Genomic DNA, 16,127 nt, shown 5'->3' on the forward strand with positions numbered 1-16,127 from the left:
CGCGGGTGCGGCGCGGAGTCGGAGGCAGACTCAGGGTGTCAGAACTTGTAGCCCAGCACCAGGCGGATGGTGCGCATCGCACCCCGCATCGCGTTCGGCTTGCCCAGATTCGGGTTGTCGCCGCCGAGGTAGTTCTGCGGGTTGCCCGGGCCGCCGCCCCAGTCGTCGAAGCCACCGTAGTTCTTGGTGTTGAACACATTCAGCACGTCGGCACGGACGTTGACCTTGCCGAAGCCGACGCCGAAATCGCGGCCGACGGCCAGGTCCATCTGATTGAACTCGCGGCTCTTGCCTTCAACGGCGACGCAGGCGTTCCAGCCGTCCGAGCAATCGACGATGCGGCGCGGCAGCCCGCTGGCCCAGATGTACTTGGCCGAGAACTGCAGGCCCCAGGGCAGCAGGCCGTCGGTGACCAGCGCGGCGACGACGCGGTGCTTGTCCACGTCCTTCGACGGGTTCCAGCCGTGGGTGTCGCGGCCATAGGTCCAGTCGAAGATGTCGTTGGTCCACTCGCGATTGGTCGTCTGCGCGTCGCTGTAGGTGTAGGCGACCGTCAGCCCCCAGCCGGATTCGGCAGAGTAGGGCTTGTCGGCCTTGACGAACACCGACTGGGTCTTGTTCTCGCCCACGAAGTCGCCCAGGATCAGCGTGCCATAGCCGTTCGGGCCGCCCCACAGCGGGTCGATCGGGCTCTGGGTGGCCCAGCCGCCGTTGGCATCGCGGTTGCCGCCAAACCAGACGAACTGGTTCTTGGCTCGCACGTCGCTGTAGGTGATCTCGCCGTTCCACTGGCCGAAGCCCTGGCGCAGGCCGATCGAGAACTGGTCGGCGTACGGCATCTTGAAGTCGTTCTTGACCAGCCAGATCTCGCCGTTCGCAGTCTTGTTCTTCTGCAGCTCGTCGAGCGCGTGGTTGGCCATCGTGCGATCGAACGAGCGACCCCAACCGCCGTAGACGACTGTGTTGCGGTCGCCGAAGACGTCGTAGGACGCGCCGATGCGTGGTGCGAACGCGTTCTTGTAGGCCTTGCGCGAGTGGCCGTCGGCGATGTAGTCGCCGATGTCGATGCCGCCCTTGGCGAGCGACTCGGCATAGGTCTGCCCCGCTGGAGGCGTGATGCCCCAGCGCGGCACGTCGAGCGCGTACAACGCCGCCACGCGATCGGCCGGTGTCACATAGTCGTTGTTCAGCATGTTGGTCTCGTAGTCCCAGCGCACGCCGAGGTTGACCTCGAGCTGCTTGGTCACGCTCCAGTCGTCCTGCAGGTACAGGCCGTACTGCTGGTTGCTGAAGTTGGCCGAGGCCGGCGCGATCGCGCGGTCGATCTGGCACTGGTCGGTGTGCTGCACGCCGCCGGTGTCGGTCAGGTTGTCGCCCAGGCAGTCGGTGCCGTCGTAGTAGGGCGTTCCGTCGACCGGGTCGATCACGACCTGGACGATGTCGACGCTGCGCGCCGTGCCCGACAGGTCGTACTTCATGTCCTTGAGCTTGAGGCCGCCCTTGACCACGTGGCCCTTGGCGCCGGTCCAGGTCAGCTCGTCGGAGACATAGGTCCCACGCTGCTCGCGGTGCTGCGCGTCGGGCGAGCCGCCGGCGAAGAGCACATCCTGCGAGTTGGACAGCGTGCCGGTCGGCGAACCTTTGTACTTGATGAACGGCGTGGTCGACGCCGAGTGCGGGTTCCAGGTGTATTCCTCGTAGCCGACGCGGGCCTCGTTGAGGAAGTTGCCGAAGGTCCACTCATGCTTGACGTCGACCCGGGTCTCGTCGTTGCTGCGGTCCTTGTCGTTGCCGGGCACGCTCAGGCGCGAATCCTCGGGCACGCGGTCGGTTTCCTTGCGGATCTTCGCGGTGAACGACAGACGCTGGTCATCGCTGAGCTGGGCGTCGATCTTGCCGAGAAACAGGTCTTCCTTGAACTTGTCGACCGTGCTGCCTGCCATCGCGAGCAGATCGGGCACGATGCCCATGCCGGCCGGCAGCAGGTTGGTGTTCTGGGCCACGACCTGGCGTGTGTCGTCGATGTGCTTGCCGTCGTAGGCCGCGAAGAAGTGGACCTTGTCCTCGACGATCGGGCCGCCGACGCTGCCGCCGAACTGGATCTGGGTGGACGGCAGACGCGGCGCGCCGTTGCGCTCGGCCTCTTCCTGGAACGGGTTCTTCTCGGTCCAGTTGGTGCCGGTGCGGTCGACGTAGACGTCGCCATGGAACTCGTTGGTGCCGGACTTCGTGATCGCGGTGATGGCCGCGCCGCTGACTTGCTCGAACTCGGCCTTGTAGTTCTGCGTCAGCACCTTGTACTCGGCGACCGCCGACTGCGGGAAGGGGTTGCCGCGGGTCGAATCCATGCCCGAGGCGCCGTTGCGCAGGATGTTGTTCTTCTGGCTGACACCGTCGATGAAGACGTTCACGTTGTCGCGATTCTGCGCACCGCTTTGCAGGTTGACCTGGCCGGTATTGGCGGCCTGCACGAAGGCCACGCCCGGTGCCAGGTCGACCGAACTGAGGAAGTTGCGCGTGTTCTGCGGCAGGCTCTCGATCTGGCGCCGGGTGACGTTGGTGCCGACCTGCGACTCCTTCACGTCCTTGCGGGCCAGCGAGCCGATGATGGTGACGCGCTCGGCGGCGGCGCCGAGCGACAGGTCCAGCGTCGCCGTCTCGCCGACCTGCAGCGTGACGACCTCGCTGGCCTGCTGGCCGGCGCCGACGCGGATCTCGTAGCGCCCCGGGGCCAGGCCGACCAGCACGTAGCTGCCGTCCGCGGCGGTGGTGGTGCGGTAGGTGGTGCCGTTGTCCTTGTTGACCGCCACCACCGGCGTGCCGGCCTGCGCGGCGGCCGCGCCCGAGCTGACCTGGCCGCGCAGCGTCGAGGTCGAGACCTGCGCGTGGACTGCGCTGCCGGCCATCAGCAGGGCTGCGGCGGCGGCCAGCGCCGTTCTATGAAAACCTTTTCTCGAGGGTGTCATGGGGCTGTCTCCGTCTTGTGTGTGTGGGTCAGGGGGAGGGAAAGGGGCGGGCCTCAGGCCCGGTGGCTCGACTGGCGCACGACCAGCTCGGCGCGCAGCGTGCGCGGCCCGGCAGGCGCCTTGCCGGGCGTCTCGATGGCGGAGGCCAGTTCGGCCAGCGCCAGCGCGCCCAGCTCCACGATGGGCACCCGCACCGTCGTGAGGGCGGGGCGCACGTAGCGGCAGATAGGGATGTCGTCGAAGCCGGCCAGCGCGATGTCGCCGGGCACCTCGAGGCCGGCGCGCGTCAGCGAGGCGAGGCAGCCCAGGGCCATCATGTCGTTGCCGGCGAACACGGCGTCGGGCCGCTGGGCCCGCGCGAGCAGCTCCTGCCCGGCGCGCTCGCCGCTGGCATCGGTGAAATCGCCCTGCAGCACCAGCTCGGGCACGCCGGGCAGCAACTCGGCCAGCGCCGCGCGGTAGCCGCGCAGCCGCTCCCGCGCCTCGTGGTTGTGCTCGGGGCCGGCGATGAAGGCGATCTGGCGGTGGCCCACGCCGACGAGGTGGCGCATCATGGCCTGCGCGCCGCCGAAGTTGTCGACCCGCAGCATCGCGTGGTGCGGGTCGTCGACGGCCGAATTCATCAGCACCGCCGGCAGCCCGGGCGTCAGGTTGCCGCCGAGGAAATCGGCATCGACGTGGGGCGACATGACCAGCAGCCCGTCGACCCGGCCATGCATCGCGCGCAGTGCGGCGGCGGCCTCGGCGGCGTTGCCGTGCGAACTGGAGACGAGCAGGTGCAGCCCGCGCGCGCGGGCGGCCAGGTCGATGCCGCGGATCAGTTCGGAGAAGAACTCGCCGTGCAGGTCGGGCAGCAGCGCGCCGACCGTGTGCGTGCGCCGGGTGATCAGGCTGCGCGCGGCGCTGGACGGCGTGAAGCGCAGTTCGGCGGCGATGCGCTGGATGCGCTCGCGGGTCTCGGGCGTGACGGCGGCATGGCCGTTCATCACACGCGACACGGTGGCGACGGAGACGCCGGCTTCCCGGGCGACGTCCTTGATCGTGGTGGCCATGGGGCTTTCTTCGAGAGCGAAAACGTTTACATAATTAAACGTCATCGTCTGTTCCATGGGCAGTGCGTGTTTTCACCGAGGCCTCAACGGCCGCCGAGGCAACGCCCGCCGGTGGCGATCACCTTGGCGTACAGCGCGGCCGTGCCCTTGAGCGTGCGCTGCTGGGTGGCGTAGTCGACGTGGACGAGGCCAAAGCGCTTCGAATAACCGTGTGCCCACTCGAGGTTGTCGAGCAGCGACCAGGCGTAATAGCCGCGCAGGTCGACGCCGCTGGCGCGCGCGGCGTGCAGCGCGAGCACGTGCTCACGCAGGTAGTGCTGGCGCAGCGGATCGTCGAGCAGGCCATCGCGGCACGGCGCGTCGGCCACCGGCGGGTCGTAGAAGGCCGAGCCGTTCTCGGTCACGTACAGCGGCGTGTTGCCGTAGCGGCGCTGGAACCAGGCCAGCGTGTCGCTCAGGCCGGCGGGATAAACCTCCCAGCCGGTCTCCGTGTGCATGGCCCGGGCCTGCCGCACCGGCGCGGCCCGCAGCGGCCAGGCGCCGGGCTCGTCGCGCACCACGGCGCGGGTGTAGTAGTTGATGCCGACGAAATCCAGCGGCTGGTGAGCCAGCGCGAGTTCCTCGGGCCGCCACTCGACCCAGGCTTCGCCATAGACTTCGGGCATCTCCGGCGGAGTCTGGCCGAGCAGTGCCGGGTCGAGGAACTGCCGGTTCATCTGCGCATCGGCGCGCGCGGTGGCGGCCCGGTCGGCGGCGCTGTCGCTGGCGGGGTACTTGGGCTCGATGTTGACGACCAGGCCGATCTGCTGGCGGGCGAGCGTGCGGTAGGCGAGCACAGCGCTGCCGTGGGCGCGCATCAGGTGGCGCGCGGCGATCACCGCCTCGAAGGCGCTGCGGTGGCCGGGCGCCAGTACACCGTGCAGGTAGCCGCCGTCGGCGACGACCCAGGGCTCGTTCAGCGTGGCCCACATCGGCACCCGGTCGCCCAGCGCCTTGAACAGCACGGCCGCATAGTCGGCGAACCAGTCGGCGATGTCGGGGTTCAGCCAGCCGCCACGGTCGTCCAGCGCGGCGGGCAGGTCCCAGTGGTAGAGGGTGATGTTGGGCGCGATGCCGGCCTCGAGCAGTGCATCGACCACACGCTCGTAGTGCGCCAGCCCGGCCGGGTTCACGCGGCCCCGCCCCTCGGGAAGGATGCGCGACCACGCGATGCTGAAGCGGTAGCTCGTCAGGCCGAGCTGCCGCATCAGCGCGATGTCCTCCGGCCAGCGCCGGTAGTGGTCGCAGGCCACGTCGCCGGTATCGCCGTCGCGCACTCGGCCGGGCGTGTGGCTGAAGCGGTGCCAGATGCTGGGCCCAGCGCCGTCAGCCAGCGGCGAGCCTTCGACTTGGTAGGCGGCGGTCGCGGCGCCCCACACGAAGTCAGGCGGGAATTCGATGCTGGCGGGGGATGACGGCATGAAACAGCTGAGTTGGCATCATGGAAACGTTTACATGACGGGTTGGATGATAGGTGCGATGGTGGCGGGGTGGGGTCTGGGGCAAACCCTGAGGTGGTGGTCTTCTTCTGCGGGTGGGGCTGGTGGTGGGCTGGGAGCCGACACCCGCTCGGACTCATGAGCCCCGCCGCCTGCCGGCCCCCGGCCGTGCTCCAACCGCGACCGAACAACTACCAGCGTTCCCGCAACCGCCTTGCCAGATCCAGCACCGGCCCCGGCGGCGGTGTCAACGGCCCGCTGGCCCAGCTCGGTGTGGCGGGCCCGGTGCTGTCGAAATGGGCCGCCACCTCGGGTGGGATGAAGCGTGTCAGGCCGCCGTACAGGTGGCGGTCGCCGAAGCGGCGCTGCTGCGTGACGTAGAAGCGCTGCGGCACCATCAGCGCGAGGTGGTGCCGGGCGCGGGTCATGGCGACATATAGCAGGCGGCGTTCTTCTTCGAGCTGCACCGGCGTCGCGGTGGCGAGGTCGCCCGGGATGCAGCCGTCGACGACGTTAAGCACGGTCACCGACGACCACTCCTGCCCCTTGGCGGCGTGGATGGTCGACAGGATCAGGTAGTCCTCGTCGAGGAACGGGTCGCCGGCTTCGTCGCTGGTGGCCTGCGGCGGGTCGAGCGTCAGCTCGGTCAGGAAACGCTCTCGCGTCGCGTGGCCGGCGGCCAGCCGCCCGAGCTGCTCGATGTCGGCCTGGCGCGGCGCGGGGTGGTCGTGCAGGCGCTCCATCTGCGGCAGGTACCAGGCGGCGACGGCGCCGAGCTCGGCGGGCCAGTCGCTGGCCTCGGCCAGGCCCCGCATCAGCGCGGCGAGCTCGGCCCAGTCACCGCGGGCCGCCGCCGGCGGCACCCAGGCCTGCAGCGCGGCGGCCGGCTCCGGGCTCGCGTCCATCGCATCGAGCAGCCGCCGCGCGCTCGCCGGGCCGATGCCGGCCACCAGCTGCGCGACGCGAAAGCCGGCCAGTCGGTTGCGCGGGTTGCTCGCCCAGCGCAGCACGGCGAGCACGTCCTTCACGTGCGCCGCCTCGAGGAATTTCAGGCCGCCGTACTTGACGAAGGGGATGCGCCGGCGCGCGAGCTCGAGCTCCAGCCCCGCGCTGTGCGCCGACGTGCGGAACAGCACCGCCTGCGACTTCAGCTTCAGCCCGCCCTCGCGCCGCGCGAGGATCTGGTCGCAGACCCAGCGTGCCTGCGCCAGCTCGTCATCCACCGCCACCAACTGCGGGCGCTGGGCGCCGGTGCGGTCGGTCCACAGGTTCTTCGTGAAGCGTTCAGGCGCGAGCGCGATGACCGCGTTGGCCGCATCGAGCAGCGGTTGCGTCGAGCGGTAGTTGCGGCTGAGCGTGACGATCCGTGCCGGCGGATCGAAGGCGGCGGGGAAGTCGAGGATGTTGCGCACCTCGGCGGCGCGAAAGGCGTAGATGGCCTGCGAATCGTCGCCGACCACCGTCAGCCCGTGCCCTGTGGGCTTCAGCGCAAGCAGGATCGCGGCCTGCAGCCGGTTCGTGTCCTGGTACTCGTCGACCAGCACGTGCGTGAAGCGCTCGCCGAGCCACGCGGCGATGCCCGGCTCGCGCATCATCTCGGCCCACCACAGCAACAGGTCGTCGTAGTCGAGCGTCTGCTGGTCGCGCTTGGCGGCCTCGTAGGCCCGGAACAGCGCGCGCAGCTCGGCCCCCCACTCGGCGCACCACGGAAAGGCCTGGCGCAGCACCTCGTCCAGCGGCGCCTGGCTGTTGACCGTGCGCGAGTAGACGCCCAGGCAGGTGCCCTTCAGCGGGAAGCGCTTGTCGCGTGACGAGAGCCCCTGGACTTCGCGCGACCAGCCCATCAGGTCTTCGGCATCGCCGCGGTCGAGGATGCTGAAGTCTTCCGACAGGCCCAGGCGCGCGGCCTGCTCGCGCAGCAGCCGTGCCCCGATCGCATGGAAAGTGCCGGCCCAGGGCAGCAGGGGCGCCGCGCCGGGCGCCAGGCCGAGGGCGGCCTGCAGCAGCGCGGCCACACGCTGCTGCATCTCCTGCGCCGCGCGGCGCGAGAAGGTCAGCAGCAGCAGGCGGTTCGGATCGGCGCCTTCCTGCACCAGGCGGGCCACGCGCGCGGCCAGCGTCATCGTCTTGCCGGCCCCGGCCCCGGCGATCACCAGCAGCGGCGCCTCGCCGTGCTCGGCTGCCGCGCGCTGCTCATCGTTCAACGCGGCGAGCGGGTCGCCCAGCGCGGCGCGGGCGGGAGGGGACAGCACGGCAGACACCCCGTCAGCATACTGGATGAATCGCCAGTGGGCGAATGGGCGGCCTGGCCTTGCCGCACACCGTGGGTTGCCGCCGGCCGGGCGCTGCACTACCCTCGTGCCACTGCGGTGCGGGAGGCCCGAGGCTCTCAGCGGCTGGTGCCGCGGCGCAGCCTTGTCGCCATGACCGTCACGCCCCGATTTCTAGGCAGCCTCCATCGCCGGTTCGCCAGCAGCGCCCGCGCCGAGGCCCAGGTGCGTCGGCTGTCGGGCTTTCTCGCGGCGCAATCGCGCCTTCAACACGCCGTCATCTCCTGCGTCCCGCGCGATGAGTTGCTGCGGGAAGCCTGCGCCGCCTGCGTCGACTCCGGGCTGGCCGCCATCGCCAGCGCCTGGTGGCGAGAGGCCGTCACGCTGCGTGCGCTCGCCTGGGCGGGCCCGGCCGAGCGCCTGTTCGGGCCGATGCCGGCCGCGCGCGCGCTGAACGACACGTTCCTGGCCGGCACCCTGACCGGCCGTGCGCTCGCCGAGGGTCTGCCCGGCATCTGCAGCGACATGGCGAGCGACCCCTTGGCAGCCGACTGGCGCGCGCATGCCGAGGCGGCCGGCGTGTGTGCGCAAGCGGTGTTCCCCTTGCGCTGCGCAGGCGTGGTCGTCGGCGTGCTGTTGCTGCACGCCGACTCCGCCGACGGGTTCGACGACGCGCTGGTCGAATTGCTGCACCGGCTCACCGACGACCTGGCCTTCGCGCTCGACAACCTGCAGCGCGAGCAGGCGCGTCTCGATGCGCAGCGCCAAGCCGCCGCCGACCACCGTCGCTTCAAGAGCATCTTCGATGCCTCGCCAATGGGCATCGCGGTGCGCACGCTCGACGATGGTCGACTGATCGACCTGAACCCGGTGTTCGCGCAGCGCGTGGGCCGCTCGCGCGAGGAACTGATCGGCCGGCCGCTGTACGAGCTGGGGCTGGGCATGTCGTTCGACGATCACCGGCGCCTGATGGCGGCGATGAAGGTCGAGGCCCACGTGCGCGACTTCGAAGCCCGCGTGCGCGATGCCGACGGGGTCGAGCGAGTGATCCTGTTCAACGGCGAGCTGATCGACTACGACGGCCAGCCCGCGCTGCTGACGATCAGCCACGACATCACCGCCCGGCGCGACGCCGAACGCGCGCTCGAGCTGCGCGAGCACCAACTGGCCGGCATCGTCGAGTCGGCGATGGACGCGATCATCACGATCGACGCCGAGCAGCGCGTCGTCATGTTCAACCGCGCCGCCAGCGAGATGTTCCGCCTCCCGGCGACCGCCGTGGTCGGCCGCCCGCTCGACGACTTCGTGCCGCCCGAGTTGCGCGAGCGGCACCGCCACGGCCTGCAGGCCTTCATCGAGAGCGGGCGCGACCGTGTCGCGATCGGGCACGCGAATACGCTGTTCGGCATGCGCGCCGACGGCGAGCGATTTCCGTTCGAGGCCGCCGTGTCGCGCCAGGGCGAGGGCGACCGGATGACGATGACCGCGGTGATCCGCGACCTGACCGATCGGCGCGCGGCCGAGGCCGCGCGCGAGGCGCGCATCGTCGCCGAGGCGGCCAGCCAGGCCAAGACCGAGTTCCTGTCGCGCATGAGCCACGAGCTGCGCACGCCGCTGAACGCGATGCTCGGCTTCGCGCAGCTGCTGGCCGACAACCCGCGTGAATCGCTCAGCCCGCACCAGCGCCGCCAGCTGGCGCTGACGCGCGAAGCCGGCTGGCACCTGCTGGCCCTGATCGACGACGTGCTCGACGTCTCGCGCATCGAGGCCGGCCAGCTCGACATGCGGATCGAGCCCGTGCCCATCAGGCCGCTGATCGAATCGGCGCTGTCGGTGTCGGCGGCGCTGGCAGCGCGCCACCGGGTGCAGCTGCTGCCTGCACCGGCCGCGCTCGACGACGCGCTGGCGGTGCGGGCCGACGCGACGCGGCTGCGCCAGGTGGTGCTGAACCTGCTGTCCAACGGCTGCAAGTACAACCGGCCGGGCGGGCGCGTGGCGGTCGAGGTGGTGCTGGAGACGGCGACGGGCGGCAGCGCGCCCGCCGACGGCGACACGCTGCGCCTGGACGTCATCGACGACGGCGTGGGCATGAGCGCGCAGCAGCTGGCCCACCTGTTCGAGCCCTTCAACCGGCTCGGCCGCGAGCGCGGCACGGTCGAGGGCACGGGCATCGGCCTGCACCTGACGCGCCAGCTGGTGCAGAAGATGGGCGGCACGATCAGCGCGCGCAGCACGCCGGGGCAGGGTACGTGCATGAGCGTGCGGCTGCCGCGTGCCGGGGCGAGCGGCGTGGCCGGGGCAAGCGCCGCCTTGCCGCCGCCGCCGGCAGTGGGCCCGGTGCCGCTGGAGGGGCCGTTGCTCGAAGGCGCGATCCTCTACATCGAGGACAACCCGGTGAACCTGCTGCTGGTCGAGCAGTTCCTGTTGCGCTGGCCGCAGGTGCGGCTGCATGGCGCCGACACCGGCGCAGCCGGCCTGGCGCGCCTGCGCGGCGAGCACTTCGACCTCGTGCTGCTCGACATGCAGCTGCCCGACATGCACGGCACCGAGGTGCTGCAGCGGCTGCAGGCCGAGCAGGCGCCGATCGGCACGCCCGTCGTCGTGCTCTCGGCCAGCGCGATGCCCGACGCGGTGGACGCCGCGCTGGCCGCCGGTGCGGCCGAGTACTGGACCAAACCGCTGGACCTGGCGCGGCTGGGCGCCGAGCTGCGGCGCTTCCTGCGGCCGGCGGCGGCGAAGTAGCTACGCCAGCGCCGCGTCGCGCTCGCCGCTGCGGCGCGCCTGCCGATCCCACCAGGCCACGAATTCCCCGGCCGCCATCGCCCGGCCGAACAGCCAGCCCTGCGCCGCGTGGCAGCCCAGCGCAGCGAGCGCAGCCGCCTGGGCCTCGGTCTCGACGCCCTCGGCGATGACCTTCAGCGCCAGCGCGTCGGCGACCTGCACGGTCGACTTGACGAGCGCGGTCTGGTAGCGGTTGTGGACCATCTTGGCGACAAAGGCGCGGTCGATCTTCACCGTGTCGATCGGCAGTTGGTCGAGCGACGCGAGCGATGAGTAGCCGGTGCCGAAATCGTCCAGCGCCAGGCTGATGCCCATCGCCCGCAGCTCGCCCAGCACGGTCAGCGCGGCCTCGCCCTGCATGGCCAGCGTCTCGGTGATCTCCAGCCGCAGCGCGGCCGGCGGCAGCCCCGCCTCGGCCAGCGCGGCGCGCACCGTGGCGGCCAGCTGGCCGGGCCGCAACTGCGCGCGGCTGAGGTTGACGGCCACCGTGCGCGGTGCGTCGGGCCCGAGCATGCGCTGCCAGGCCGCGAGGTCCAGGCAGGCGCGGCGCAGCACCAGCTCGCCAAGCGCATCGACCAGGCCGGCCTCCTCGGCCAGCGGCACGAACTCGGCCGGCGAGACCGGCCCGCGCCACGGGTGCTGCCAGCGCGCCAAGGCCTCCAGCCCGATCGGCCGCCGACTGCCGAGGGCGACGATGGGCTGGTAGACCACGAAGACGCCGTCCTGCTGCGGCCGCTGCAGAGCCTGGCGCAGGTCGGCCTCGAGGTCCATCGCATGGCGGATGCGGTGGTGCATCTCGGGGTCGAAGACCACATAGCGGCCCCGGCCGCGCCGCTTCGCCTCGTACATCGCGGTGTCGGCGTCGCGCAGCACCGACTCGACGCTGCCGGACGAGATGTCGCTGGTCACGATGCCGATGCTGGCGCTGGATTGCACCGAGCGGCCGGCGAGCTGGTAGGGCGCGGCCAGCGCATCGAGCAGGCGCTGGGCCACGCCGATGGCGTCGGCCGGGTGGTTGATGTGATGGAGCAGCACGATGAATTCGTCGCCGCCCAACCGGCCGGCGACATCGCAGCCGGGCGCGGCGGCGCCCAGCTCGGCCAGGGGCGCCACGTCGTCGCCCGGGCGCAGGGTCTGTTTCACGCGCGCGGCGATCTGGCGCAGCAGCTCGTCGCCGGCCTCGTGGCCGAGGCTGTCGTTGACGAGCTTGAAGCGGTCGAAATCCATGAACAGGACCGCGAACCGGTGGCCGGGCTGCTCGTGCACCCGCGCGACGCAGCGGGCAAGGTCGCGCTGGATGCCCGCCCGGTTCGGCAGCTGGGTCAGCGCGTCGGTGCTGGCGGCCTCGCCGAGCGCCTGCTCCAGGGCCTTGCGGGCCGTGATGTCCAGGTGCACCCCGGCCATGCGCTTGGCGCGCCCGTCGGCCGTGCGCTCGATCACCGCGCCGGCGGCGAGCACCCAGATCCAGTCGCCGGACTGTCGGCGCAGCCGGTACTCCGTGCGGTAGGGTTGCGCGGGGTCTTTCAGGTGCCGCCGCATGGTCTCGCGCATGGTCGAGACGTCGTCGGGGTGCAGCAGGGCCTGGAAGGCGTCCACCTGGGGCCGCAGGTCGCCCGGCCCGTAGCCCAGCATCGCCGCCCAGCCTTCGTTGTAGTGCAGCGCATCGGTGCCGACCTCCCAGTCCCAGGTGCCGACACCGGCCCCGTCGATCGTCATGCGCAGCAGGTGCCCCTGCTCGCGCAGGTCGGTTTCGTCGAGGAAGCAGGAGATCACGCCCTGGGTCGAGCCGTCCGGCCCGGCGAGGATCTGGGTGTTCACGCGTAGCCAGCGCCGCTGGCCGTCGGGCGTGCGCACGCCCACCGGCCGGTCCACTTGCGGCTGGCCGCTGCGCAGCGTGACGATCGAGGGCATGGCTTCGGGGCGCATCGGCGTGCCGTCTTCGCCGACAGGCGCCCAGCGCGGGTCGAAGCTCGTGCGGCCGATCAGTTCGCTGCGCGGCAGGCCCATCAGCTGTTCGGCCTTCAGGTTGGCATCGACGATGCGGCCCTGGGCGTCCTGCACCAGCAGCCCGGCTGGCAGCGCGCGCAGGATGGCGTCGAGGTACTCGCGTCGCTCGACCTGCGCGGTGATGTCGGTCGTCACCTGGATGAAGCCGGTCAGCACGCCCGCCGCATCGCGCAGCGGCTGGATGTCCAGGTCGACCCAGAAGCTGCGGCCCTGCTTGCTGCGGTTGAGGATCTCCACGCGCACCGGCTCGGCGGCCGCCAGCGCCTGGTCCAGCGCGCGGCTCGTGCCCGGGTCGGTGCCCTCGAATTGCAGGAAGCTGGCCGGCTTGCGGCCGCGTACTTCGTCCGCCGTGAAGCCGGTGATGCGGGTGAAGCCCTGGTTGGCCCAGACCAGCAGGCCCCGGGCGTCGGCGATCACGACCCCGTTCTGCGTCCGGTCGGCCACCATCGCCAGGCGCTCGAGTTGTTGCGCCTGGGCTTCGAGTTGCGTCTGGTGGCGCCGGATGCGGCGCGCCAGCGGCTCGCCCAGGCCCCACAGCAGCACACTGACCCCGGCTGCCAGCAGGCCCACCAGCACGGCATGGGCCCGGCGCGTGCCACGCTGGCGCGCCTCGGCCAGGCGCTGCAACTCGCCCGTGGCCTGCTCCATCGCCGCGACGAACTGCTGCGCCTGCGTTTGCACCCGCATCGTGTAGGTATCGAGCTTGGTCTCACCGCGTTCACGCGCCATCTGCAGCGATTGCGCGGCCGCCCACAGGCGTTCGCGGTGCGCCGTCCAGTGTTCGGGGCTGTCCTCGTTGCCGCTCCAGACGCCGCGCAGCTCGTACAGCCGGACGGCGTCTTCAAGCATGCGAGCCAGGGCGTCGGCCAACGGCAGCGTGCTGTCGGCGCCGCTGCCGGCATTGGCCGCGGCGGCGGCCAGCCGCTCGGCGAGGTAGGCCTGGCGGCCTGCCAGGTTCAGGGCTTCGGCGTCACCGGCGCCGGCCCTGGCCAGGCTCTCGGTCGCGGCGACGAAGGCCCAGGCCGCCAGGCCCAGCACCACGACGACCAGCGCCAGCAACCCGCGCAGCCATGCCGACGAGCTGGCACGGCTCGGGTTGGCGACGGGTGAAGCGGCACGGTGGGGCATCAAGACGGGCGGCAGGGCGGGCAGCAGCGGGCGGGCGCCACGCTTGCTCGTGGTACCTCACGCGCTTTATCGGCGCGTCGCGCCGAGGCTTGAAGCCGCCGACGCTTCGGCCGCGGCAGCCGTCACGGGCACGGCGCCCAGCGCCAGCAGACAGGTCGGGCACAGGCAGCCGGTGAAGCGCTCGCGCAGCTGCTGGCGCAGGGCGTCGGTCAGCTGGAGCTGGTTGCAGGCGCAGGGCACCGGGCGACCGGCGCCGCACGCAAACGGCTTGCCGCAACGTGGGCAGGTGGCGTCGTTCAATAGAACCTCTCAATGATCAACATCTGATCAATCAATCACGTAAATGCTGCGATGCACCTAACATTCAATCCATCCCGTTCAACCCTGCACTGCAGAAGGAAATCCAGCCATGTCGCTGATCAACACCCAAGTCCAACCCTTCAAGGCCCAAGCTTTCCACAACGGCAAATTCATCGAGGTCACCGAGCAGAACCTGAAGGGCAAGTGGTCCGTGCTGATCTTCATGCCGGCCGCGTTCACCTTCAACTGCCCGACCGAAGTCGAAGACGCCGCCGACAACTACGCCGAGTTCCAGAAGGCCGAGGCCGAGGTGTACATCGTCACGACCGACACCCACTTCTCGCACAAGGTGTGGCACGAGACCTCGCCGGCGGTCGGCAAGGCCAAGTTTCCGCTGGTCGGCGACCCGACCCATGCGCTGACCAATGCCTTCGGCGTGCACATCCCCGAAGAGGGCCTGGCCCTGCGCGGCACCTTCATCATCGACCCGCAAGGCGTGATCAAGACGATGGAAGTGCACGACAACGCGATCGCCCGTGACGTCAAGGAGACGTTGCGCAAGCTGAAGGCTGCCCAGTTCGTCGCCAAGCACCCTGGCCAGGTCTGCCCGGCCAAGTGGAACGAAGGCGCCAAGACGCTGACCCCGTCGCTGGACCTGGTCGGCAAGATCTAAGGCCTCTCCCACTCGCCCGCGCCGCACTGGCGCGGGCCCCCACTCCCTGCCAGCTGTGCGGCCGGCCTCCTGACCGGGGCCGGGATGGCGCAGCTTTGCCTGAAGAACCCAAGGAATCGACCATGTTGGACGCCAACCTGCAAACCCAGTTGAAGGCCTACCTCGAGCGGCTGCAAAAGCCGATCGAGCTGGTGGCGTCGGTCGATGACGGCGAGGCCTCGCAGCAGATGCGCACGCTGCTGCAGCAGATCACGGCGCTCTCGCCGCGGGTCGGCATGGCCGAGCGCGACGACGGCGAGCGCACGCCCTCGTTCACCGTCGGCGCAGCCGGGGAGCCGGCGCGCATCCGCTTCGCCGGCCTGCCGATGGGCCACGAGTTCACCTCGCTGGTGCTGGCGCTGCTGCAAAGCGGCGGCCACCCGCCCAAGATGGACGACGCGCTGATCGAGCAAATCCGCGGCCTGGAAGGCGACTGGCACTTCGAGACCTACATGTCGCTGACCTGCCAGAACTGCCCCGAGGTCGTGCAGGCGCTGAACCTGATGGCGGTGCTGAACCCGCGCATCACCCACACGACGATCGACGGCGCGCTGTTCCAGGAAGAGGTCGCCCAGCGCGAGATCATGGCGGTGCCGAGCGTGTTCCTGAACGGCCAGCCCTTCGGCTCGGGCCGCATGGGCGTCGAGCAGATCCTGGCCAAGCTGGACACCGGCAGCGCGGCGCGCGACGCGGCCCGGCTGGCCGACAAGGCGCCGTACGAGGTGCTGATCGTCGGCGGCGGCCCGGCGGGCGCGGCGGCCGCGGTCTACGCGGCGCGCAAGGGGATCCGCACCGGCGTGGTCGCCGAGCGCTTCGGCGGCCAGGTGCTGGACACGCTGGCGATCGAGAACTTCATCTCGGTCACCGAAACCGAGGGGCCGAAGTTCGCCGCCGCGCTGGAGCAGCATGTGCGCGCCTACGACGTCGACATCATGAACGCGCAAAAGGCCGTGCAGCTCGTGCCGGCCGCCGAGCCCGGCGGCCTGATCGAGGTGAAGCTCGCCAGCGGCGCGGCGCTGAAGAGCCGCTCGGTCATCCTCTCCACCGGCGCGCGCTGGCGCAATGTCAACGTGCCGGGCGAGGCCGAGTACCGCAACCAGGGCGTGGCCTATTGCCCGCATTGCGACGGCCCGCTGTTCAAGGGCAAGCGGGTCGCGGTGATCGGCGGCGGCAACTCCGGGGTCGAGGCAGCGATCGACCTCGCGGGCCTGGTGGCCCACGTGACGCTGGTCGAGTTCGACACGCGATTGCGCGCGGATGCGGTGCTGCAGCGCAAGCTGGCCAGCCTGCCCAACGTGACGGTGCGGCTGAACGCGCAGACCACGGAAATCACGGGCGACGGGCAGAAGGTGAACGGCCTGCTCTACAAGGACCGCGCCAGCGGGGAAGTCGCTCGCGTCGATCTCGAGGGCGTGTTCGTGCAGATCGGGCTG

9 protein-coding genes are annotated in these 16,127 nt (G+C 70.7%); 3 read left to right on the plus strand and 6 right to left on the minus strand.

Annotated elements, in window-relative coordinates; genetic code table 11:
• Positions 1-38: 38 nt before the first annotated feature.
• The 4 genes from VJ693_RS21330 to VJ693_RS21345 form a co-directional block, all read right to left on the minus strand.
• On the minus strand, positions 39-2,966 hold the full coding sequence (locus VJ693_RS21330; RefSeq protein ID WP_324157516.1) for a TonB-dependent receptor: 2,928 nt from the start codon (positions 2,964-2,966) through the stop codon (positions 39-41).
• Between the two features lie 53 nt (positions 2,967-3,019).
• A complete protein-coding gene (locus tag VJ693_RS21335; protein WP_324157517.1) occupies positions 3,020-4,018 on the minus strand; it encodes a LacI family DNA-binding transcriptional regulator in 999 nt (332 codons plus the stop codon).
• A gap of 83 nt (positions 4,019-4,101) precedes the next feature.
• Positions 4,102-5,478, minus strand: coding sequence for a GH1 family beta-glucosidase (locus VJ693_RS21340; protein ID WP_324157519.1), 1,377 nt, complete (start codon positions 5,476-5,478; stop codon positions 4,102-4,104).
• A 209-nt stretch (positions 5,479-5,687) separates the two neighbouring features.
• A complete protein-coding gene (locus tag VJ693_RS21345) occupies positions 5,688-7,745 on the minus strand; it encodes an ATP-dependent helicase (protein WP_414652339.1) in 2,058 nt (685 codons plus the stop codon).
• Between the two features lie 174 nt (positions 7,746-7,919).
• Here VJ693_RS21345 and VJ693_RS21350 point away from each other — a divergent pair, with 174 nt between their 5' ends.
• On the plus strand, positions 7,920-10,508 hold the full coding sequence (locus VJ693_RS21350) for a PAS domain S-box protein (RefSeq protein WP_324157522.1): 2,589 nt from the start codon (positions 7,920-7,922) through the stop codon (positions 10,506-10,508).
• On the opposite strand, the gene VJ693_RS21355 is transcribed toward VJ693_RS21350, so the two are convergent.
• Both VJ693_RS21355 and VJ693_RS21360 read right to left on the minus strand, forming a co-directional pair.
• Positions 10,509-13,682, minus strand: coding sequence for a sensor domain-containing protein (locus VJ693_RS21355; protein ID WP_324157524.1), 3,174 nt, complete (start codon positions 13,680-13,682; stop codon positions 10,509-10,511).
• A gap of 66 nt (positions 13,683-13,748) precedes the next feature.
• The gene (locus VJ693_RS21360) at positions 13,749-13,982 is read right to left on the minus strand and encodes a cysteine-rich CWC family protein (protein WP_324157525.1); all 234 of its coding nucleotides are present in this window, start codon (positions 13,980-13,982) and stop codon (positions 13,749-13,751) included.
• Between the two features lie 109 nt (positions 13,983-14,091).
• On the opposite strand from VJ693_RS21360, the gene ahpC reads away from it, so the two are divergent.
• Together ahpC and ahpF are read left to right on the plus strand one after the other, a co-directional pair.
• Entirely contained in the window at positions 14,092-14,655 is a 564-nt protein-coding gene (ahpC, locus tag VJ693_RS21365) for an alkyl hydroperoxide reductase subunit C (RefSeq protein WP_324157526.1), read from the plus strand.
• A gap of 122 nt (positions 14,656-14,777) precedes the next feature.
• Positions 14,778-16,127: alkyl hydroperoxide reductase subunit F (gene ahpF, locus VJ693_RS21370; RefSeq protein WP_324157528.1), on the plus strand; the 1,350-nt coding region annotated here is incomplete at its 3' end.

The organism is Ideonella sp. (assembly GCF_035254525.1).
Taxonomy (GTDB): Bacteria; Pseudomonadota; Gammaproteobacteria; order Burkholderiales; family Burkholderiaceae_C; genus Ideonella.

Coding starts and splice junctions, on each gene's coding strand:
- VJ693_RS21355 (WP_324157524.1), bottom strand. CDS start 13,682: ATGCCCCACCGTGCCGCTTCACCCGTCGCCAACCCGAGCCGTGCCAGC.
- VJ693_RS21340 (WP_324157519.1), bottom strand. CDS start 5,478: ATGCCGTCATCCCCCGCCAGCATCGAATTCCCGCCTGACTTCGTGTGG.
- VJ693_RS21335 (WP_324157517.1), bottom strand. CDS start 4,018: ATGGCCACCACGATCAAGGACGTCGCCCGGGAAGCCGGCGTCTCCGTC.
- ahpC (WP_324157526.1), top strand. CDS start 14,092: ATGTCGCTGATCAACACCCAAGTCCAACCCTTCAAGGCCCAAGCTTTC.
- VJ693_RS21350 (WP_324157522.1), top strand. CDS start 7,920: ATGACCGTCACGCCCCGATTTCTAGGCAGCCTCCATCGCCGGTTCGCC.
- VJ693_RS21330 (WP_324157516.1), bottom strand. CDS start 2,966: ATGACACCCTCGAGAAAAGGTTTTCATAGAACGGCGCTGGCCGCCGCC.